The organism is Mycobacterium appelbergii (assembly GCF_032883035.1).
GTDB lineage: Bacteria > Actinomycetota > Actinomycetes > Mycobacteriales > Mycobacteriaceae > Mycobacterium > Mycobacterium appelbergii.
This window is the reverse complement of record NZ_JAMQTH010000004.1, coordinates 43,730-63,367: the sequence shown is the minus strand read 5'-3', so window position 1 is coordinate 63,367 and position 19,638 is coordinate 43,730. Positions and strand designations below refer to the sequence as shown.

At 65.7% G+C, this 19,638-nt stretch carries 20 protein-coding genes; 12 read left to right on the top strand and 8 right to left on the bottom strand.

Annotated features, from left to right (window positions below; genetic code table 11):
• The first annotated feature begins 97 nt into the window (after nt 1-97).
• Nucleotides 98-1,234 (top strand): fatty acid desaturase family protein, encoded by a 1,137-nt coding sequence (locus M1247_RS10400; protein WP_317156238.1) that lies wholly within the window; start codon nt 98-100, stop codon nt 1,232-1,234.
• Nucleotides 1,235-1,404: 170 nt separating this feature from the next.
• Here the strand turns inward: M1247_RS10400 and M1247_RS10395 are convergent, their stop codons facing one another.
• Nucleotides 1,405-1,836: a DUF6194 family protein gene (locus tag M1247_RS10395; RefSeq protein WP_317156237.1), complete on the bottom strand. Its 432-nt coding sequence runs from the start codon at nt 1,834-1,836 to the stop codon at nt 1,405-1,407.
• A gap of 62 nt (nt 1,837-1,898) precedes the next feature.
• Here M1247_RS10395 and M1247_RS10390 point away from each other — a divergent pair, with 62 nt between their 5' ends.
• Together M1247_RS10390 and M1247_RS10385 are read left to right on the top strand one after the other, a co-directional pair.
• Nucleotides 1,899-2,636, top strand: a complete 738-nt coding sequence (locus M1247_RS10390; RefSeq protein ID WP_317156236.1) for a MerR family transcriptional regulator — start codon at nt 1,899-1,901, stop codon at nt 2,634-2,636.
• A gap of 57 nt (nt 2,637-2,693) precedes the next feature.
• The gene (locus M1247_RS10385; protein WP_317156235.1) at nt 2,694-3,944 is read left to right on the top strand and encodes a KasA/KasB family beta-ketoacyl-ACP synthase; all 1,251 of its coding nucleotides are present in this window, start codon (nt 2,694-2,696) and stop codon (nt 3,942-3,944) included.
• On the opposite strand, the gene M1247_RS10380 is transcribed toward M1247_RS10385, so the two are convergent.
• Together M1247_RS10380 and M1247_RS10375 are read right to left on the bottom strand one after the other, a co-directional pair.
• On the bottom strand, nt 3,938-4,825 hold the full coding sequence (locus tag M1247_RS10380; RefSeq protein WP_317156234.1) for a cyclopropane mycolic acid synthase family methyltransferase: 888 nt from the start codon (nt 4,823-4,825) through the stop codon (nt 3,938-3,940). The two genes, M1247_RS10385 and M1247_RS10380, sit on opposite strands and share 7 nt — an antisense overlap.
• A 40-nt stretch (nt 4,826-4,865) precedes the next feature.
• Entirely contained in the window at nt 4,866-5,786 is a 921-nt protein-coding gene (locus M1247_RS10375; RefSeq protein WP_458695212.1) for a cyclopropane mycolic acid synthase family methyltransferase, read from the bottom strand.
• Between the two features lie 227 nt (nt 5,787-6,013).
• Between M1247_RS10375 and M1247_RS10370 the strand changes: the two genes are divergently transcribed.
• On the top strand, nt 6,014-7,045 hold the full coding sequence (locus tag M1247_RS10370) for a patatin-like phospholipase family protein (protein WP_317156233.1): 1,032 nt from the start codon (nt 6,014-6,016) through the stop codon (nt 7,043-7,045).
• 17 nt (nt 7,046-7,062) lie between these two features.
• Here the strand turns inward: M1247_RS10370 and M1247_RS10365 are convergent, their stop codons facing one another.
• The gene (locus tag M1247_RS10365) at nt 7,063-7,752 is read right to left on the bottom strand and encodes a sensor domain-containing protein (RefSeq protein ID WP_317156232.1); all 690 of its coding nucleotides are present in this window, start codon (nt 7,750-7,752) and stop codon (nt 7,063-7,065) included.
• 208 nt (nt 7,753-7,960) lie between these two features.
• Between M1247_RS10365 and M1247_RS10360 the strand changes: the two genes are divergently transcribed.
• A complete protein-coding gene (locus M1247_RS10360; RefSeq protein WP_317156231.1) occupies nt 7,961-8,173 on the top strand; it encodes a hypothetical protein in 213 nt (70 codons plus the stop codon).
• An 81-nt stretch (nt 8,174-8,254) separates the two neighbouring features.
• Nucleotides 8,255-9,607 carry a cytochrome P450 gene (locus M1247_RS10355; RefSeq protein ID WP_317156230.1) on the top strand — a complete coding sequence of 451 codons (1,353 nt, stop codon included), beginning with the start codon at nt 8,255-8,257 and terminating at the stop codon, nt 9,605-9,607.
• A 19-nt stretch (nt 9,608-9,626) separates the two neighbouring features.
• Here the strand turns inward: M1247_RS10355 and M1247_RS10350 are convergent, their stop codons facing one another.
• Complete coding sequence (locus M1247_RS10350) at nt 9,627-10,787, bottom strand: ROK family protein (RefSeq protein WP_317156229.1); 1,161 nt, start codon at nt 10,785-10,787, stop codon at nt 9,627-9,629.
• 214 nt (nt 10,788-11,001) lie between these two features.
• On the opposite strand from M1247_RS10350, the gene M1247_RS10345 reads away from it, so the two are divergent.
• The 3 genes from M1247_RS10345 to M1247_RS10335 are packed head-to-tail and all read left to right on the top strand — an operon-like array spanning nt 11,002 to nt 14,735.
• Nucleotides 11,002-12,453, top strand: coding sequence for an APC family permease (locus M1247_RS10345; RefSeq protein ID WP_317156228.1), 1,452 nt, complete (start codon nt 11,002-11,004; stop codon nt 12,451-12,453).
• A 42-nt stretch (nt 12,454-12,495) separates the two neighbouring features.
• Nucleotides 12,496-13,518, top strand: coding sequence for an SIS domain-containing protein (locus M1247_RS10340; RefSeq protein ID WP_317156227.1), 1,023 nt, complete (start codon nt 12,496-12,498; stop codon nt 13,516-13,518).
• A gap of 29 nt (nt 13,519-13,547) precedes the next feature.
• Complete coding sequence (locus M1247_RS10335; RefSeq protein ID WP_317156226.1) at nt 13,548-14,735, top strand: alanine racemase; 1,188 nt, start codon at nt 13,548-13,550, stop codon at nt 14,733-14,735.
• A gap of 55 nt (nt 14,736-14,790) precedes the next feature.
• On the opposite strand, the gene M1247_RS10330 is transcribed toward M1247_RS10335, so the two are convergent.
• Both M1247_RS10330 and M1247_RS10325 read right to left on the bottom strand, forming a co-directional pair.
• Entirely contained in the window at nt 14,791-15,462 is a 672-nt protein-coding gene (locus tag M1247_RS10330; RefSeq protein ID WP_317156225.1) for a DUF4352 domain-containing protein, read from the bottom strand.
• A gap of 150 nt (nt 15,463-15,612) precedes the next feature.
• The gene (locus M1247_RS10325; RefSeq protein ID WP_317156224.1) at nt 15,613-16,104 is read right to left on the bottom strand and encodes a hypothetical protein; all 492 of its coding nucleotides are present in this window, start codon (nt 16,102-16,104) and stop codon (nt 15,613-15,615) included.
• Nucleotides 16,105-16,197: 93 nt separating this feature from the next.
• Between M1247_RS10325 and M1247_RS10320 the strand changes: the two genes are divergently transcribed.
• From M1247_RS10320 to M1247_RS10310, 3 genes are all read left to right on the top strand, one after another.
• The gene (locus tag M1247_RS10320; RefSeq protein WP_317156617.1) at nt 16,198-16,944 is read left to right on the top strand and encodes a Mut7-C RNAse domain-containing protein; all 747 of its coding nucleotides are present in this window, start codon (nt 16,198-16,200) and stop codon (nt 16,942-16,944) included.
• A 78-nt stretch (nt 16,945-17,022) separates the two neighbouring features.
• Nucleotides 17,023-17,691: a thioredoxin domain-containing protein gene (locus tag M1247_RS10315; RefSeq protein ID WP_317156223.1), complete on the top strand. Its 669-nt coding sequence runs from the start codon at nt 17,023-17,025 to the stop codon at nt 17,689-17,691.
• A 211-nt stretch (nt 17,692-17,902) separates the two neighbouring features.
• The gene (locus tag M1247_RS10310; RefSeq protein WP_317156222.1) at nt 17,903-18,925 is read left to right on the top strand and encodes an alpha/beta fold hydrolase; all 1,023 of its coding nucleotides are present in this window, start codon (nt 17,903-17,905) and stop codon (nt 18,923-18,925) included.
• 113 nt (nt 18,926-19,038) lie between these two features.
• Here the strand turns inward: M1247_RS10310 and M1247_RS10305 are convergent, their stop codons facing one another.
• Nucleotides 19,039-19,461, bottom strand: a complete 423-nt coding sequence (locus M1247_RS10305; protein WP_317156221.1) for a hypothetical protein — start codon at nt 19,459-19,461, stop codon at nt 19,039-19,041.
• Between the last annotated feature and the right edge of the window lie 177 nt (nt 19,462-19,638).

Here is a 19,638-nt window from a genome sequence, read left to right as displayed (position 1 = left end):
CGGTGCGGTGGCACGGATCGGCATTCACGCCTAGGCTGACAGCAACATCGCAGGTGGCCCGGGACCATTCTGCCGCACTTCGACGGACCGGGAAATTTTGGCAATCAGTGACATCGCGGCATACGCACAGTTGAGCCGCGCGGACATCGAGGCATTCGGCACCGAGCTGGACGCCTTGCGTACGGAGATCGAGGAATCCCTCGGCGAGCGCGACGCGGCCTACATCCGGCGAACCATCCTGTTCCAGCGGACCCTCGACGTGGCCGCCCGGCTGACGATCGCGGGGACCCGTTCGAAGGCCGGCTGGCTGGTGGGGACGGCGGCGCTGGCCTACGCGAAGTCCGTGGAGAACATGGAGATCGGGCACAACGTCGGGCACGGCCAGTGGGACTGGATGAACGATCCGGAGATCCACTCCACCACCTGGGAGTGGGACATGGCGGGGCCGTCGGCGCAGTGGCGGTATTCGCACAACTACCGCCATCACGTGTTCAGCAATGTGCTCGGCGTGGATGACGACCTGGGTTTCGGTGTGCTGCGGGTGACCCGCGATCAGCAATGGGAGCCACAGCATCTGGTGCAGCCGCTGCGGAATCTGTTGTTGGCCGCAGTCTTCGAATGGGGCATCGCCCTGCACGATTTCTATTCCGAACGCGACCGCGCCGATACCGAGGACGGTAAGCGGGCGGCCAAGGCGGCGTTCCACTCCAAGGCGGGCCGGCAGTTGTTGAAGGACTATGTCCTGCTGCCTGCGTTGAGCCTGCGGCGGTGGCGACGCACGCTGGCCGCCAACGCCACCGCGAACCTGGTACGCAATTTCTGGGCGTACCTGGTGATTTTCTGCGGTCATTTTCCGGACGGCGCCGAGAAATTCGCCCCGGAGGCTCTGAAGGAAGAATCCAGGGCCGAGTGGTATCTGCGGCAGATGCTGGGTGCGGCGAATTTCAAAGCCGGTCCGGTGCTGGGGTTCTCGAGCGGCAACCTGTGCTACCAGATTGAGCACCACTTGTTCCCCGACCTGCCCAGCAACCGGCTGCCGCAGATCAGCGAGCGGGTGAGTGCACTGTGCGACAAGTACAACGTGCCTTACACCAGCGGACCTCTGACCAGCCAGTACTTCCAGGTCATGCGGACCATCTTCCGGCTTGCGCTGCCCGATGACGGCTGGCGCTCGGTGCGGCGGGAATGGCAACAACACTCAGCTGACTCAGCTGGAGCCACGCCACCACGCTGACCGGGATCCCGAAAAGGAACGTCACTTCTGTCGTCCCTGTGCCGTAATAGTCGAACAGGGAGAAGCTGTCGGTCAGCGGGCGGCGTGCCCTGAAACTCCAGTACACGCCGATTACGTGACCGTGTCAATGAAAACGGCGCTCAGGTTGGAAGGCCTTGCGGCACTGCGTCTTACGGGTTTTTCTTTCGACGGGTGAACTGATCGTGCGCGCGCCGGTGCGCAGAGCGGAGCAGGTCCTGCGCGACAGCGGCGGTGTGCCGGCCGGGATTGGCGATGGCCAGCCACCCTTGTCGCCCGTACACCGGGTGGGTGATGACGGTGTCGTCCCTGGCTTCCGGTGACGTGCTGCCGGTGTGCGCCGGTCCGGCCGCGATGTTCAGCCGGAAGGCGCCGGGCCGGTCGAGGCGGGATGCGGAGTCCCCCGGATAGTCCTTGGTGACGATGGTGGCGAACGGTTGGGTTTTGGGGACGACGCCGTCGGGGGAGTAGTAGAAGAACACGTCACCCCAGGCGACCTCGGGGGAGCCGTCGCCGGGCTGTGGTTGCAGGACCACGACGGCGTCCATTGCACGGACCAGGTCGATGATGTCTTCGATCGTCATAGACTCAAGCCTCACATTGAAGTGCTTATGTGGACTTTGACGACAATGTACTGGTGGTTTAGATGAAAAGTCTCAACCCAGGCCTTCGAACTGCCGATGTCGCACAGCGGACCGGCTACTCGGTGCAGCAGATTCGCAACCTCGAGCGCGCCGGCGTGCTGCCCACCGCGCCGCGTACGGCGTCGGGCTATCGGGTGTACAGCCACGCCCATGTGCGGTCGGTCGACGCCTACCGGGCATTTGCGGCGGCCGTCGGTCCGGTCGATGCCAAGCGGATCATGCGCGTCGTGCAGGGCACTGCATCGGAGGCGCTCGAGCTGGTCGACGAGGCGCACGCGCAGATCCACACGCAGCGTCGGGATCTGCGGCTCGCCCAGCGCGCGGTCGCGACGATCGTCGACGAACCCCTCGACGACGCCCGGCCGTCGGACTCGATGACGATCTCGGAACTCGCAGGGGCGCTGGGTGTTCGGGTTTCCGCACTGCGGCACTGGGAAGCGGAGGGACTCATCACTGCGGGCCGGTCCGCCGGCCGGGTCCGCAGGTATGCACCGCGGGATGTGCGCGACGTTCGGATCGTGCATCAGTTGCGGCTGGCCGGCTACCGCATCCCGCCGCTGCGGGCACTGATGCCCCTGCTGCGTGACGGACAGGACTGGGATGACGTCGGCGCCACGTTATCTGCCCGCGAAGACGACTTGGCGCGGCGGTCCCGGGAGTTGCTGGCGGGCGCTGCCGCACTGCACCTGTTGCTGTCCTCGACCGGCCAATCCGACCTCACTCGGGACGGGTCGTCCTAGAGTGGAACCAGTCACCGCAACAGAATGGCTCGCAAACGACGAAACGAGAGCACACCCATGGGTGCCAGGACCACCGGCGACGGATTGGCCGACGTCGTCGTCACCGCGGTCGCGTCGACGACTGCCCTTGCGGCCCAGGCCGAGGAGACCTGGGAACTGTTGCTGGAGGGCCGAAGTGGCATCCGCACCCTCGACAAGCCGTTCGTCACCGAGTTCGATTTTCCGGTGCGCATCGGCGGGCAGCTGACGGAGAGTTTTGAAGAAAGCCTGACCCGTGTTGAGCGGCGCCGCCTTTCGTACATGGAGCAGATGTCCAAGGTGCTCGGTCGCAGGCTCTGGGAGAGCGCCGGGTCACCCGACATCGACACCAGAGGGCTGCTCGTCTCGATCGGGCTGGCCCTGGGCTCGACCGAGGAAATGATCCTTCAGTACGACACCTGGCTGGTGAAGGGCCTGCGCGCGGTGCCGCCGACCGCGATCCAGAAGTACATGCCCAATTCGCCGGCGGCCACGGTGGCTTTGGAACGGCAGGCGAAGGCAGGCGTCATCTCACCGTTGATGGCCGACGCATCGGGGGCCTCGGCGATCGCGCACGCGTGGCGCCACATCATCCTGGGTGACGCCGACATCGCGATCTGCGGTGCCGTCGAGACGTGCATCGAGGCGGTGCCTGTCGCGGCATTCAGCCAGATGGGCATCATGTCGACCTACAACGACGATCCGCCCGCCGCGTGCCGGCCGTTCGACAAGGACCGCGACGGGATGGTGTTGAGCGAGGGCGGCGCGTTGATGCTCATCGAAACCGAGGAGCACGCCAAGGCCCGTGGTGCCCCGGTCCTGGCCCGCCTCATGGGTGTCGGCATGACCTCTGATGGCTATGACCTCGTCGAACCCAATCCCGACGGGGAGCTGGCCGGTGCGGCCATCTCCCGTGCCATCGAACTGGCCGGTCTCACCGCCGCCGACATCGATCACGTCAACGCCCACGCCACCGGCACGAGCTACGGTGACCTGGCTGAGGCCCGCGCCATCCACCACGCGCTGGGCCGCCACGTGCCCGCGGTGTACGCGTCGAAGGCGGCCCTGGGGCATACGCTGGGTTCGGCCGGGGCGGTGGAGGCCGTGCTGACCGTGCAGACCCTGCGCGACGGCGTCATACCGCCCACCCTCAACCTGAAGAACTGCGATCCCGAGATCGATCTGGACGTGGTGGCCGATCAGCCCCGCCGCGGCGACTACCGCTATGCGGTCAGCAACTCGTTCGGTTTCGGTGGCCTGAACGTGGCGTTGACCTTCGGCGCCTACTGAGCTCGCTTGGTGAAGGTGAACTGGGCCACCTCGGCGAGGCCGCGCCGGAAGAAATCGGCGCAGCCGGTCAGATAATGCATATAGCGGTCATAGACCTCTGCTGAGGTGATCGCGATCGCCTCGTCGCGGTGGTCGGCCAGGCTCGCCGACCAGGTGTCGAGGGTCCGCACGTAGTGCTCGTTCATGAGCTGCGGCTCGTCGGTGGAAAAGCCGGACCCGGAAGAGAACTCGCGCATGTCGTCGTCCGACGGCAGCTGTCCGCCCGGGAAGATCTCCTTGCCGAGAAACCGCGTGAACTTCATGTCGCTCAACGTGATCGGGATGCCATGCTCACGCCAGTAATCGATGGGATGGGTGAAGATCGTCTCCACCACCATGCGCCCATCCGGAGGCATCACCCGATGGGCAGTATCGAAAAATGCTGCATACCGGGACTTCCCGAACGCTTCGAAGGCCTCGATGCTGACGATCCGGTCCACAGGATCGTCGAACTGCTCCCAACCCATCAGGTGCACCAGGTGCGAGCGGTCGGTTTCGATCTTCTCCAAAAGGCCTCGGGTGTAGGCATACTGGTTTCTGCTGAGGGTCAGGCCGATGACGTTGACATCGTATTTCTCGACCGCGCGTTTCATCAGCGCGCCCCAGCCGCAGCCGACGTCGAGCAGCGTCATGCCGGGTTGCAGGCCGAGCTTGTCCAGCGCGAGATCGATCTTGGCGAATTGTGCTTGTTCCAGCGGCATGTCGTCGTACTCGTAGAATGCGCAACTGTAGGTCCGTGAGGGATCCTGGAACAGCGCGAAGAAATCATCGGAGAGATCGTAGTGAGCCTGCACCTCCTCGAAATGAGGTTGCATAGGTGCTGTTTCTGTCGTGACAGCCATGCGGACGACCTCCTCGATGGACGGATTTTTCTCGGCTGAGCTACGTCTTCTCGCAGGTGAACTGGCATACGTCGGTGTAGCCATCGCGGAACAGGTCCGCACAACCGGTCAGGTACTTCAGGTACCGCTCGTAGACCACGTCGGAGGTGATCGCGATGGCCTCGTCCTTGTGGGCTTTCAGATTGGCGGCCCAGGTGTCCAGGGTGCGCGCATAGTGCGGACGCAGCCGCTGTTTGCGGGTGACCGTGAAGCCGGCCTCGGTGGCGTTATCTTCAACCATCGCGATCAGCGGTATCCGGCCACCCGGGTAAATCTCGGTGACGATGAACCGGAAGAACCGCAGCAGCGACATCGTCGTCGGCAGCCCGAGTTCGGCCACTTCCTCCTTGCTGGTGGAGACGATGGTGTGCAACAGCATCACGCCGTCATCCGGCAGCAGCTCAAAGGTCTTCTTGAAGTAGTCGGGGTACTTCTCGAAGCCGAAGTGTTCGAACGCACCGATCGACACGATGCGGTCCACGGGTTCGTCGAAATCTTCCCACGGCTGCAGCCGAACCTCTTTGCTGCGTGGGCTCTCGGATTCGGCGAACCGCCGTTCGATGTGCTCGAGTTGGTTGTGCGACAGCGTCAGTCCGATGACATTGACGTCGTGTTTCTCCACCGCCCGCATGATCGTGGAGCCCCAACCGCAGCCGATATCCAGCAACGTCATCCCGGGTTGCAGGCCGAGCTTGCCCAGCGCCAGATCGACTTTCGCCATCTGGGCCTGCTCCAGCGTCATGTCGTCGCGCTCGAAGTAGGCGCAGCTGTAGGTCTGGGTGGGATCCTGCCAGAGTTGGAAGAATTCGTTCGACAGGTCGTAGTGGGACCGGACTTCGTCTGCCGTCGATCCGTGTCGCTCGCCGGGGCGGGCGCCGATGAAGGTGGTCGCGGTCTTCAGTTCTCGTGAAGTATCTGTCACTATCCGCCCCATTGAGACTCGGATTCGATAGTGGACCCGGCGTACCGCTTTTTTCATACGCCGTGACCGGAGATTACTCCTCCAAAACTGTGCGGGGAAGCGCTTTCGTCGAAGGTCCGCGCAGTCCGGTGTCTTCGTCCGAGGTGCGCGAACCGAAAAGCCGTATCCAGCACAAGAGTCGGCGGTTCTCCCGCCTGATTCCCAGCCTCGCGTGTCAGGCTGGGTCCATGAGTGCGAAACGGAACCAGCCGCGTCGCGCGGACCTCGTGCTTTCCGGTGGCGGGGTGAAGGGTATCGGCTTGGTGGGGGCGGTCGTCGCGCTCAAGGATGCGGGCTATGACGTACAGCGGGTGTCGGGCACCTCGGCGGGCTCGCTGGTCGGCGCGGTGGTGGCCGCGGCGTCGCAGGACGGCCGCCTGACGGGCGATCAGCTGCGGGATTTGGTGTTGAGTGTGCCGTACCGCAAATTCGGTGACGCCGGGCCGATCGAGCGGATCCCGCTGCTCGGCCCGGCCTGGGGACTGATGCGCGAGACCGGGGTGTACCGCGGCGACTTCGCCCACGACTGGATGCGCAGTGAGCTGAAGAACCTCGGCGTGCGCACGTTCGGTGACCTGGCCATCGACGACGACAATCTGCTGCCGGAGCGGCGCTACCGCCTGGTGGTCACGGTGGCCGATCTGACGACCGGGCAGCTGGTACGGCTGCCGTGGGACTACCAGCGGGTGTACGGGCTGGACCCGGACGAACAATGCGTGGCCGACGCGGTGCGCGCCTCGATGGCGATTCCGTTTCTGTACCAGCCGGTGACGTTGCGGACCGCGACGGGCCAACCCTGCACCCTGGTCGACGGCGGGGTGCTGTCGAACTTTCCGATCGACTCCTTCGACCGTCCCGACGGCGGCGAGCCGCGGTGGCCGACATTCGGGGTGACCGTGGTGCCGTACCTGCCCGCCCCGACGGTCGATCAGCTCATTCCGGGGCTGGGACCGCTGAACTGGTTCAAAACTACACTGCTGGAAAGCCTGATCAGCACCATGCTGGTCGGCCACGATCAGGCCCACCTCAGCCTGCCCTGGGTGAAAGCCCGTGCGATCCAGGTGGATTCGACCGATGTCGGGGTGCTCGACTTCGGCATCACCCGCGCAGAGGCCGAAGCGTTGTACGACAAGGGATATGCGGCCGCTGCCGAATTCCTGACCGCGTGGGACTGGCCGGCCTATCTGGACCGGTTCCGCCGGGCGCACCGGGTGGAATAGTTCGCGGGGTGGCCGCGTCAGAGCGCGTTGCGGCCGGCGATGGTCTTGGCCAGTTGCACCGCTGTGCCGTCGCTGATGTCCTGCCCGGTGATCCGCACGTCGACCACCATGTTGTCGACGGCCAGGATCGCGCGTCGGCTGCCGTATCCGGGGTAGACCGGTGAGTCGTTGTGCGTCACGTCGACGCCGTCGAGCACATCGGGTGCCGCCAGGAGGAACACGTCCGGGGTGTCATTGCCTGCTTCGCTGATGGTCAGGGTGTCGTTGGCGCATTGACGCCACACCGCGACCGTGCGGGTGACGACGGAGCGCGCCGCGGCCGGGTTGTCGAAGGTCGTGACGGCCTGGTCGACCTCCAGGTCACCGGTGTCATCGGTGAACAGTGTTTCGCGGAACTGGTGGTAATCGCTGTCGCGGTAGAGCCAGTCCATGGCGTTGCCGATGACGACCACACATTCCGGACGGGACGCCTGTTCATCCCCGTCGACCTTCGCGGGGACGCGTAGCGCGGTCTTGGGGCGCAGGGAATCGGTGCCCAGCATGGTGTTGAGCTCGGATTCACTGGCCAGCATGCTGCCCAGCACGTCGACCTGCGGGCCGTCGTCCTGCCGGGTTTCGGTCTGGCAGCCGGTGAGCGCGACGAGGCCGGCTAGTGCCAGGGCGGCCGCTGTGCGCCGCTTCGCGGGCGAAGCCTTGGTGTCGCTCATCAGCCCTTCTTCCTGTGCTGATCCTAGATCGGGTCGGGCGGCCCGGCGGGCGCCAATTTGTCGTTCCACCGATCGGGGGACACCGGGTTCACCCGGTGCGGGGGCCGGTCGGTCGATGGTTGGCGGCAGCGTTCGGCGGCATTCTTATCTCAACACCGGAACACACCGGATGAAGAACCGAAAAGCCTTATCCGACAAAGGAGTCGACATGACCACCATCGCCCGCCGCGCCGCCGCCGGTTTCACCCTCGCCGCCGCCCCCGTCCTGATCTTCCTGGGTGCCGCCAACGCTCAGGCCGAACCCGCCGCAACCCACACCGGCCCGACCGCCACGCACCACGACGCCTTCCCCCACCAGCACAACTTCCCCAAGCCCGGCACCGCCGAGCATCACCATCACCAGCGCAACCACGCCAAGTAAGCCGGCCGCGAAGCCCTGACGCCGAAACGGCGTCCGGGCTCTTTGGTGTTGTTCGGCCGATGAGGCTCGTAGGCTGGTGGTGTGAGCGCTTCCACGCCGGCGATGCTGCCGCCGGGGCCTCGACTTCCCCGGGCCGTGCAGGCCGCATTGATGCTGAGGTACTGGCCGCGGTTCGTGTCTGCCTGCCGACGCCGCTACGGCGACATCTTCACGCTGCGGGTCGCAACGCTGGGCACCCTGGTGTATCTGGCCGATCCCGCCGACATCAAAGTGGTGTTCGCCGGTGACCCGAGAGTTTTCCATGCCGGCGAAGCGAATTCGATGCTCAGTGGCCTGCTCGGCGACAGCTCGGTGCTTGTGGTCGATGAAGAGGTGCACCGGGATCGGCGACGGCTGATGCTGCCGCCGTTCCACCGCGACGCGGTGGCCCGGCAGAGCGAGATCATGGCCGAGATCGCCGCGGCGAACATCGCGGGCTGGCCCGTGGGCACCCCGTTCGCCGTGGCACCGAAGATGGCCGAGATCACCCTCGAGGTGATCCTGCGGACGGTGATCGGTGCGTCCGATCCGGCCCGGCTGGCCGCGCTGCGCACGGTGATGCCGCAGCTGCTCAGCGTGGGTGCGTGGGAATCGGTAGCGGTCGCCTCTCCCGGGCTGCAGCGTCGACGTCCGTGGCGGGCCCTGCGGCGCAACATCGGGGAGGCCGACCGGCTGCTGTACGCCGAGATCGCCGACCGTCGTGCTGACCCGCAGTTGGCCACCCGCACCGATGTGCTCGCGATGCTGGTGCGCGCCGCCCATGACGACGGCCGCGCCATGACCGACCGCGAACTGCGCGATCAGTTGATGACGCTTCTCGTCGCCGGTCACGAGACCACGGCCACCGGGCTCTCGTGGGCGCTGGAGCGGTTGACTCGGCACCCGGCGACCCTCGACAAGGCGGTGCGCGCCGCGCAGGACGACGACGAGTACCTCGACGCGGTAGCCAAGGAGACCCTCCGGATCCGGCCGGTGGTGTTCGATGTCGGCCGCATCCTCACCGAGCCGGTCGAGCTGGCCGGTTACCGCCTGCCCGCCGGGGTGATGGTGACGCCCGGCATCGGGCTCGTGCACGCCAGCGATTCCGTGTACTCCGATCCCGACCGGTTCGACCCCGACCGGATGCTGGGCGTGACCCATTCGCCGACAACCTGGTTCCCGTTCGGCGGCGGCAACCGACGCTGCCTCGGCGCCACCTTCGCGATGGTTGAGATGCGGGTGGTGCTGCGCGAAATCCTGCGCCGTGTCGAATTTTTCACCACCACCGCCGCCGACGAACGGCAACGCGTCAAGCACGTGACCCTGGTACCGCACCGCGGTGCCAGGGTCAGTGTGCGTGGCCTGCGGCAGGTGCAGGAACCTGAGTCTCCTCGGGCGTCGACGGCCGCACCCTGAGCGCAGAGACCGAGGGTAGCTATTCGCCTGCGGCGGGTTGGCGCGCCGTACGGACGTCGAACGCGTGGCGTCGGGCGATCTCCAGGCCGCTGGCGACGGCGCCCATAACGATCGCCTGCTGCCCGAGGGCGCCACGCGTCAACGGTGCGGTCATCGGTGAGATCGCGCGCAGCGCGGTCGTGATCGTCGATTCCATCAGATCAAAATTCTGGCCGATACCGCCTCCGAAAACAACCACCGCGGGATCGAACAGGGCGAGGACGGACGCGACCAGCTGTGCCAGTTGTTCAGCCTCGCGCTCAACGACTTTCAGGGCGATCGAATCGCCATTTCTGGCCGCGTTGAACACCGACTCTGCGGTGAGGGGCTCCGACATACCGAGATGGCGTGCCTGCGCGACGACAGCGTCGGCGGCGATCGCCTCCTCCAACATGCCGCGGGGGGGTCGGTCTGCAGGCGCCGGCACGAGCGTCTGACCCAACGGCAGATATCCGGCTTCGCCCGCGGCGCCGCGGGCACCGCGATACAGAGATCCGTTGAGGAACAGTCCGATCCCGACGCCGGTGCCGATCGTGATGTAGACGAAGTTGTCGATGTCGCGGACGGCGCCGTAGGAGTGCTCGCCGATCGCCGCGAGGTTTGCGTCGTTGTCGATGGTCAGCTCCGACCCGAGCTGCGCACTGAGCGCTTCTGCGATGCCGAGCCGTTGCCATCCCGGCAGGTTGGCCGCGTAATTTATCCGCTGCCGGGTGGCGTCGTACACACCCGGTGATCCAATGACTGTGTGTACCAACGCGCCTGCGGCGATGCCGGCTTCGGACTTGATCGACTCCACGGCCGAGCCCGTGAGGTCGACCAGACCCAGTGCGGTCGTGGCCGAGTTGCGGATGTCGGTCGCTGCAAGACGTCCACCGGTCAGGTCGGTCACGATCAGCCGCAGCCACTCGTGGCCGATGTCGACACCGACCACTGCACCGGCATCAGGGTTCGGCTCATAGGTGGCGGCGGGCCTGCCGTGCGCCACCTCGCTGAGGCCGGACTGGCGCACGAGGCCGACCGCTTCCAGGTCGTTGAGCGCTGCAATGACAGTCGGCAGTGAGAGCCCGGTGGATTGCGCCAGGCCCGGACGCGTCGCGGAGGAGTCGGAGAACAAGCGCTCGAGCAGCACGCGCTGATTCATCTGCCGCATTATCGACGGTGCCAGCGCCGGTCCAGAGTTGCGATTGCGCGCCACCAGGATCCTTCCTAAAGAGTCCTAGCAATTCTAGAGGCTGTTCAGCGCGTCGTTGACAAATAAAGAGTGTTGAGTAAATACTCTTTACTATGTCGAGAAGAGCCGGTTGCGCTGCGTTCGCCGTGCCCGGTCCTCTGTCCCTACGAATCGAGGTCCGCTCATGACCACTACGACTCGGGCACCATCCCATTCGCTCAAGGCCAACTCGGTGGGTGTGCTGAGTGCCGTTTTCATGTGTATGGCCTTCATGGGCCCGGCCATCAGCGTCGCGTACAACACTCCGGCCGCCGCCGGAGGAGCGGGCTTCGCGCTGCCGGTGTCGATTCTTTTCGCACTGATCGCTTGCCTGTTGGTCGCAAGTAACATCGCCGCATTCGCGAAGAAGCTGCCGTCGGCCGGCTTCGCCTACACCTACAACAGCCACGCCTTCGGCCCACACGCCGGCTTCCTGTCGGGGTGGGCAATGCTCACCGCCTACGGCATGGTGGGCCCGATGATCATCGCCGCTTTCGGCGGCTTCGCCTCGACGTTCTTGGAATCAGTGCTTCACATCAACCTGCCGTGGCAGTTGCTTTCCGCGGTCTTCACACTGTTCATCTGGGCAGTGCTTGCCGCGGGCATCACCGAGTCGGTCCGAGTGGCATTCGTGTTCCTGGCGATTGAGGTCGGCGTCATCGTCGCCCTCACCTGCACCATCCTCGCAAAGGGTGGCGCGAACGGGTTGAGCCTGCAAAATTTCAACCCCGCGGAGTCGCTGCACGGCATCGGCGGTCTTGGCACCGGAATGCTTTGGGGAATCTTGATGTTCATCGGTTTCGAGGCGGCCGCCACACTTGGTGAGGAAGCCAAGGGGTCGAGGCGCACCATTCCCGCCGCTCTCTTTACCGCGGTCATGGTGATCGGTGTCTTCTACGTCTTCGCCGCGTATGGATCGTCCACCGGCTTCGGGATCGACGGTGTCAGCGACTTCGCCTCCGATACGGACCCGTGGGCCACACTTGCTCAGAAGTTCTGGGGCGGAACCGCTTTGCTCACGCTGACCATCATCGCGAGCGCGGCGGCCAACGGTATCGCCGGTTCGAACTCCGCGGTGCGCATTCTGTTCTCGATGGGCCGGGAGTCGATCCTGCCTGCCGCGTTCGGCCGCACCAGTCGCAACGGCGTACCGCAGATCGCACTGGCCGCGTACCTGGCGTTCGCGCTGGGCTTCGTGCTCCTCATCGGCGTCGGGTACGGGCCTTTCGGAGTGTGGGGGTTCTGCGGCACTCTGCTCGGGCTGTCGATGGTGCTCATCTATATCGCCGTCAGCATCGCAGTCATCCCGTTCTATCTGCGCAAGCATCGCGACGAGTTCTCCGTGCTGCGCCACGGTGTCATCCCTGTCCTCAGTGCAGTTGTCATGCTGTTGCCGATCTACGGTCAGCTGCACCCATTGCCCGACTATCCGAACAATCTGGCCGTGTTCTTCATCCCGGTGTGGATGTTCCTCGGTGCCGCGTATCTGGTGTACCTGCACCGCAGGTATCCCGGCCGAGTGGCCGCCATGGGCCGGGTCTTCGACGCACCAGCCGAGACGGCGCCGGCAGCAACTGACGTGCCCGATCGGGTCTAGTCGCTTCAGACCATCCACTTCCGAGCGAAAGGAGCCGGCGCCATGCCTGGCGACTTCATGAAACGCGAGATCGCCGAACAACCTGGCGTATTGGCCGGGCTGGTCGCGCGCGGCAATCAGGTGTCACGCGAACTCAACAAAGTACCAACGGATTTCAAAGGCGTGGCGTTCCTCGCCCGCGGCTCATCGGATCGTGCCGCCCTGCTCGGCAGGTATGCGGTGGAAGCGGGAACGGGCCTGCCGACCTGCCTGATTGCGCCCAGTGTCATCGCAGGCGCACCGGCGCACCGGTTTGAGGGATGGCTGGTCGTCGCGTTGTCACAGTCGGGTAGAACCCCTGAGATCATCACCGCGGCCGAACATTTCCGGCGCAGCGGAGCCGTGGTCGTCGCGATCACCAACGACCCGTCATCCGCACTCGCGGGTTCAGCCGACGTGCATATCGACGTGGGCGCAGGGCCCGAGCGTGCCGTACCTGCCACCAAGACGGTAACCGCACAGATGCTGGCCTGCTTGCTGCTGGCCGGTGCGCTTGCCGAACCCGGCTATGCAGCGGGCGCGGACGAACTGGCCGAGATCCCGGACATCATCGGACATCTGCTGGCCGACGAGGATGCGGTGCGCTCCACCGCAGCTGAGTTGGCGGCCTACGACCGCGTCGCTGTGGTGGGGCGTAAATGGTGCTATCCCGCGGCGATGGAGACCGCGCTGAAACTGCAGGAAACCGTCGGGGTGATGGCGCACGGCTTCTCCTCAGCGGACTTCCGGCACGGCCCGATCGCAGTCTGCGGACCGACCGCCGCCGCGGTGCTGTTCGCCGGATCCTCGGGTGCCGCCGACGACGACACCCGAGCGCTCGTCGATGAACTGCGCGGCCGTCGGGCCTGGTCGATCCTGATCGGCGCGGGCCACGCGAGTTCCATCACTTGGCCCGCGCTCGGTCACGCCGGTGAGTGCATCCTGGCGACTGTGCGTGGTCAGCAGTTGGCATACCACTGGTCGATGGTGACCGGCGTGGACCCCGACCAGCCCGCGGGGCTGCGCAAAGTGACCCTGACCCACTGACCACCCGGTCCTGTCCCGAAGGCTCCGTCATGTTCCTCGACCCGCTGCGCCGTCGCAACCCTGGCCTGCTCGCCGCTGCAGTGCAGCTGCATCAGACAGGCGAACTCCCGCCCAACACCTTTGTTCTCGACCTTGATGCGATCACTGCCAATGCGGCCGCGATTGCCGACGAGGCTGCAAAGCATCGCCTGACCGTGTACGCGATGACCAAACAGCTCGGCCGCAACCCTGACGCCTGCGCGGCGATCGTCGCCGGCGGGATCACCGCCGCGGTCGCGGTCGACGTTGACTGTGCGCGTGCCACGACGGCCGCCGGAATGGAGCTCGGTCACGTCGGCCATCTGGTTCAGATCGCCGGCGCTGACGCCGACAACGTTGCAGACATGCGTCCGGCGCACTGGACCGTCTTCTCCGAGCACAAGGCCGCAGAGGCCGGCGCAGCCGCGGCACGACGGGATCGCCGACAGGCACTGCTTGCCCGGATCTACGCGCCCGGCGACGAGTTCTATCCCGGACACGAGGGCGGCTTCGACGCCGCCGACATCCTGCGGGTCGCCGACCGGCTCGACGCGTTGCCGGGCGCTGAGTTCGCTGGTATCACGACATTTCCAGCCCTGCTGTTCGACGCCCAAAGCGGCACGCTGCGCGACACCCACAACCTGCGCACACTCGAACAGGCAGCCGCAGTGCTAGCTGGACGCGGGCGGAAGATTCAGATCAACGGACCCGGAACCACGTCAGCGGTGGCCCTGGCGCAGCTCGCCGCGGCCGGTGTCACGCAGGTCGAGCCCGGCCACGCGTTGACGGGGACCACGCCGCTGCACGCGGTGCGCAGCGACCTGCCGGAGGTGCCGGCGGTGTGCTACCTGACCGAGGTCAGCCATTCCTACGGCGGGCGCGCCTACTGCTTCGGCGGGGGAATGTACATCGATCCGGTCTTCCCCGATTACCAACTGCACGCCATGGTCGGCACCGACCCGGACGGGCTACGCCACGTACCTGCCACGGTGCCGCCACCGTCGGCTATTGATTACTACGGCCAACTGCACGCCGACGGGCCCATCCCGGCCGCCGGTGCGAGCGTCGTATTCGCTTTCCGCGTCCAGGCTTTCGTCACCCGCGCGCAGACCGCGGGCGTCGCTGGAATTTCGACCGGCAATCCTCGGGTGGCCGGCATCTGGTCCGCCGACGGTCTGCACCCCGGGGTGCGGCGCTGACCAGGTCGACGAGGACTCGGACCGCCGCACCACGGGGCTGCCTGCACGTACGCGCCTACGGCGTCAGATTCACCGTGACCCCGCCGGAGAACATCGAGTCATGCAATTCGATGCTGGCCGGAACCGCGGCGACCGGCATGTCGTAGACCAGTGACACGTCGACCGCATTGCCGGGATTGATGTCGTCCCACACGGGAATGTCGGAGTCGCCCAACGCGATCTGCGCTCCGGCGTCGCTCTCGAAACTGCGGCCCTGGGCGTCGAACAACTTCTGATTCGACGGGCTGAACCCCTGCGCCTGATCGCCGATGTTCTCGACGCTCAGCGTGACGATGACAAACTGGCCCTGCGCCTTCTGGTTCAGGAACGGGTTGTCACCGACCTCGGCCAGTCCGGGCTGCACCGACGTCACCACGAACTCGAACTTTCCGTCCCGCACCGGGGTGTTCATCGTCGCGGTGGTTGCGGGTTCGGTCGGGGCTTCGGCGGGAGCCTGCGCGGCGGGAGCCTTCGCGGCGACCGCGGCGGTATCCGAGAAGTTGGCGTCCTCCTTTTTGTCCCCGTCGGAAAAGACCGACACCGCGACCACGAATGCGACCACACCGCCGATGATCGCCGGCCACTTGCGCTTCTTCTTGGCGGGTGGTGGCGGCGGAGGATACTGGCCGGGAAACCCCTGCGGGCCAGGTTGACTGGGATCTCCGGGGTGTTGATAGGGAGTGCTCATCGTGATCGTTCCTTCTTGTCCTGCGCCGGGCACCCATGCCAGGCGAACAGGCGAACGTACAACCCGGCACCGACAAGTTGGCTGTGCGAGTTTCACGGCCACCACCGATATCGACTTCGGGGTGGTGCGGATCGATTCGGAGGAGTGTCCCTAAGAGGGGGTTGCGGGTGTCAACCGGATGGCGGCGAGATGCTCTCGGCCGACCGCCTCGGTGAATTCCGCGAGCGTCGGTATCCGCTGCTCGCGGAATTTCAATCCCATCAACCGCTGTGCGGATCTGGCGCCGTAGGACTCGGCGCAGCGGCGGAACAGATCGGCGACCGCAGCGGGGTCTTCGATGAGCTCGCCGCGCATGGTCGTCGTCTGCCCGTCGTGGAGGACCTCGGCGGTGGCGCCGCCGCGGAAGTTGTGTTTCCACACCGCGTCGGTCATGGCATAGAGGTTGTTGTCGATGCGGTGCGCGGTCAAGGGAATCGCGTACTGCCGTCCGGTCTTTCGGCCGGGGACCGTCACCACCATGAAGTGCTTGCGCGCGGAGCCCGGGATCGGGGTGCGCAGCAGGAACCGCAGGATCGGGTTGACGGTCCGCAGCATCAAGTGCGGCGGATGAGCCACGGTGACCGCGGGTGACGGTTCTGTCATGGGCTCACGGTAGGCCGGTTGTCGGGGATTGCCCAGGTGGTCACGGGCCGCGACACCGTTGCGGCCTGCGAACCGGCGCGCGACCATGGCGGTATGGCTGGCTGCGTGAGCGTCCGGGCATATGCCGAGCTCAATGACTTCCTCGGCCCCGAGTCGCGCGGCCGGACCGTGCGGCGGCCCTGCCAGAGCCATCAGACGGTCAAGGACGTCCTCGAGGCGATGGGCATTCCGCACACCGAGATCGACCTGATCCTGGTGAATGGGGAGCCGGTGGGCTTCGAACATCGGCCTGCAATTGACGACCGGATCGCGGTGTATCCGATGTTCGAGGCGCTCGACGTCGCGCCGATGGCCCGGCTGCGGCCGGTGCCGCTGCGTGATCCGCGGTTCGTGGTCGACGTCAACCTCGGCCGGCTGGCCCGGCTGTTTCGCGTGCTCGGGTTCGACGTGTGGTGGTCGAGTGACGCCGACGACACGACGTTGGCCGCCATCAGCCTGGACGAGCAGCGGATCCTGCTCACCCGCGATCGTGGCCTGTTGAAGCGTCGTGCGATCACGCACGGCCTGTTCGTGCACTCCCAGCAGGCGGAGGCTCAGGCGCTGGAGGTGCTGCGACGGCTGGATCTGCGGCGACGGATCGCACCGTTCACCCGCTGCGTGCGATGCAACGGCAGGCTGTCGACGGTGACGAAGGACGAGGTCTTGCACCGCCTGGAGCCGTTGACCCGTCGCCATTACGACGAATTCAGCCGCTGCACAGGCTGCGGCCAGATTTATTGGCCGGGGTCTCATTTCGCGCGGTTGAACCGGCGTATCGATCGGCTCCTGGACCAACTCTGACCAGTTTGGGGCTGACCCGGCGGTTGTGGATGAGACCGCCCTAATCACTTCCCTCGGGCGACACGACATGATGGAGTCATGGACGGAACAAGGGTGAACCGGCCGATACGTGCCCTCGGGGCGGTCCTTGCGCTGGTCGTGGCGCTGTTGATGTGCGGACCGATCGCCGGGGTGGCCCAAGCGGACGTCGCCGCGCCGGCGGGGGATGCCATCTCGATCGGCGACCCGGCCGCGCCCGGGCAGATCGATCTCTACGTGGACCCCCTGTGCCCGTTCAGCGGGAAAATGATCCAGTCCAAGGGCGGGGAGATCGGTCAGCGCATCGAGGCCGGCAAGCTGCACGTCAACCTTCGGTTCGTGGACTTCCTGGACAAATACTCGGCCAGCGGCTCGTACGACAATCGGGCGATCTACGCCACCTACGCGGTGGCCGGTATGTCCCAGTCAAGCGACATCACGTGGCGCTTCGTCCAGCGGATCTTCTCGGCCGAGCAACAGCCGAAAGAGCATGGACCCACCGATCTCAGCAACGATCAGCTGGCCGGACTCGCACACCACGTGGGCGCACCGCAGACGGCCCAGGATCTCATCAGGTTCGGCCTCCCGATCGGCTACGACGCGCGTGCCGTCGCGTCCAACAACTACACCGCCCTGCACCGGTTTCCCAAGCCTTCTGTCCCGCTCGTCGTGATCGATGGCCAGCCAGTCGACGGGGCGTCGAACTGGCTCGACCAACTCCCGCGCTGAGAGAAAAAGGCGGCGACACATCGCCGCGAAAAGTGGTACCGCCGGCGGTACCACTTTTCCAGAGGCATCCGCACCCAGACCCGCGCTCGCCACAATCATCAATCTCGATGATGACGGCTATGAAAAGGAATCGTTGGACGAGATGACCGTTTCTGGGGTCTGATTGCGTCATGCGATACGCCGCCGACCTCCTCAGAATGGAACCGCGACTGTGAACGGCATCTCCCGAAGGAATTTCGCCCGCATCACCACGGCGGCCGCCGGAGCGCTGACACTGGCCGCGTGCGCGCCGAAGCCGGAGGATGCGGCGGCGAAAACCGCCGCGCCCGCGGCTCCCCGGCACACGCTGGGACCGGTCAAACAGATCGACACCGGGCCGCTCAGCACGGGCTACGTCGAAGCCGGCCCGGGAGACGGCCAGCCCGTGATCCTGCTGCACGGCTGGCCGTACGACATCAACAGTTATGCCGACGTCACGGCCGACCTTGCCGAGCAGGGCTTCCGGGTGATCGTGCCGTTCACCCGCGGGTTCGGCCCCACCCGCTTCCTGTCCGGCGACACCACCCGCAACGGGCAGCAGGCCGCCCTGGCCCACGACGTGATCGATCTGATGGACGCACTGAAGATTCCCAGTGCCATTCTCGGCGGATTCGACTGGGGCGGCCGCACGGCCAATGTCGTGGCGGCGCTGTGGCCCCAGCGGGTTTCCGGCTTGGTCGCGGTGAGCGGATACATCGTCGTCAACCTGGCCGCCAACGCCCAACCGTTGCCGCCGAAGGCCGAACAGGGCTGGTGGTATCAGTACTACTTCGCCACGCCGCGAGGCGAACTCGGCTATCGGCAGAACACCAAGGAGTTCAACCGGCTCATCTGGCAGAACGCTTCGCCGCTTTGGCATTTCGATGACTCCACCTACGACCTGTCCGCCGCGGCCTTCGACAATCCCGACCACGCCGACATCGTGCTGCACAACTACCGGTGGCGGCTGAGCTTGGCGCCCGGGGAAGCTCGCTACGATGCCCACGAACGTCGCCTGGCCGACAAACCTGCGATCACCGTGCCGACCATCACCATCGGAAGCGATTTCGACGGCGCCGCCAAAGATGGTGCGGGCTACCGGGACAGCTACACCGGTCCTTACGAGCACCGGGTCCTCGACGGCATCGGGCACAACGTGCCGCAGGAAGCTCCCGCCGAATTCACCGCCGCCGTCGTCGATGTGAGCCGGATGTAGCGCAGCACTCAGGTCAGCGGCGGCAGCGGGTAGATGATCGGTGCCTGGGCCGAGTCCGGCGGTGACCCGTAGGCATCCTGGAAGGCCTTCGCATAGTCGGCGGCCGAGCCGAATCAGGGCTTGGAATCGGCGGCTGGGGGCGTCAGACGCATGGCACCGTTCCCCCACGGCTCGATGAGCACGTCGGATCCGAAGGTGTAGCCGTCGGCACGCAGGTAGTCGCCACCGACCGTGACAGTCTTGACGACGGCACCGCGATCTTCGAACACCAGCAGGCTGCCTGATTGGTGCGTACCGGCGGAGATGACCGGGGATCCCACGATCTTCTCGATTGCCTCGCGCCGGGTGTGTTCGTTGAACAGGTGTACCTCGTCCCAGCTGAAGTCGGTCAGTTCACTCAGCGGCGCGGACTGTCCGTTCGCCTTCAGTTCGGACAGTTTGGACTCCAGCGGGTCGTCGCTTTTGACAACGCCACAACCGGCGATCGCGATACATGCGAGCAAGGCGATGATCCCCCGGCTGATCCGCGTCTTCATGGGTCCCCTTGTCGAATTCTGGGTTTTGGGTTGCGCCCGCGAGCAGTTCAACGACTTAGCCCCCTGCCGGCGGGTATGGCGGCAGTGGAGCCGGGGTCTGGGGAATCTCAGTAGGGCGACATGATGGGAGCCATGGCCTTCGCGCCCGCTGTCCTTGGCTTGGTCGTGGCGCTCCTG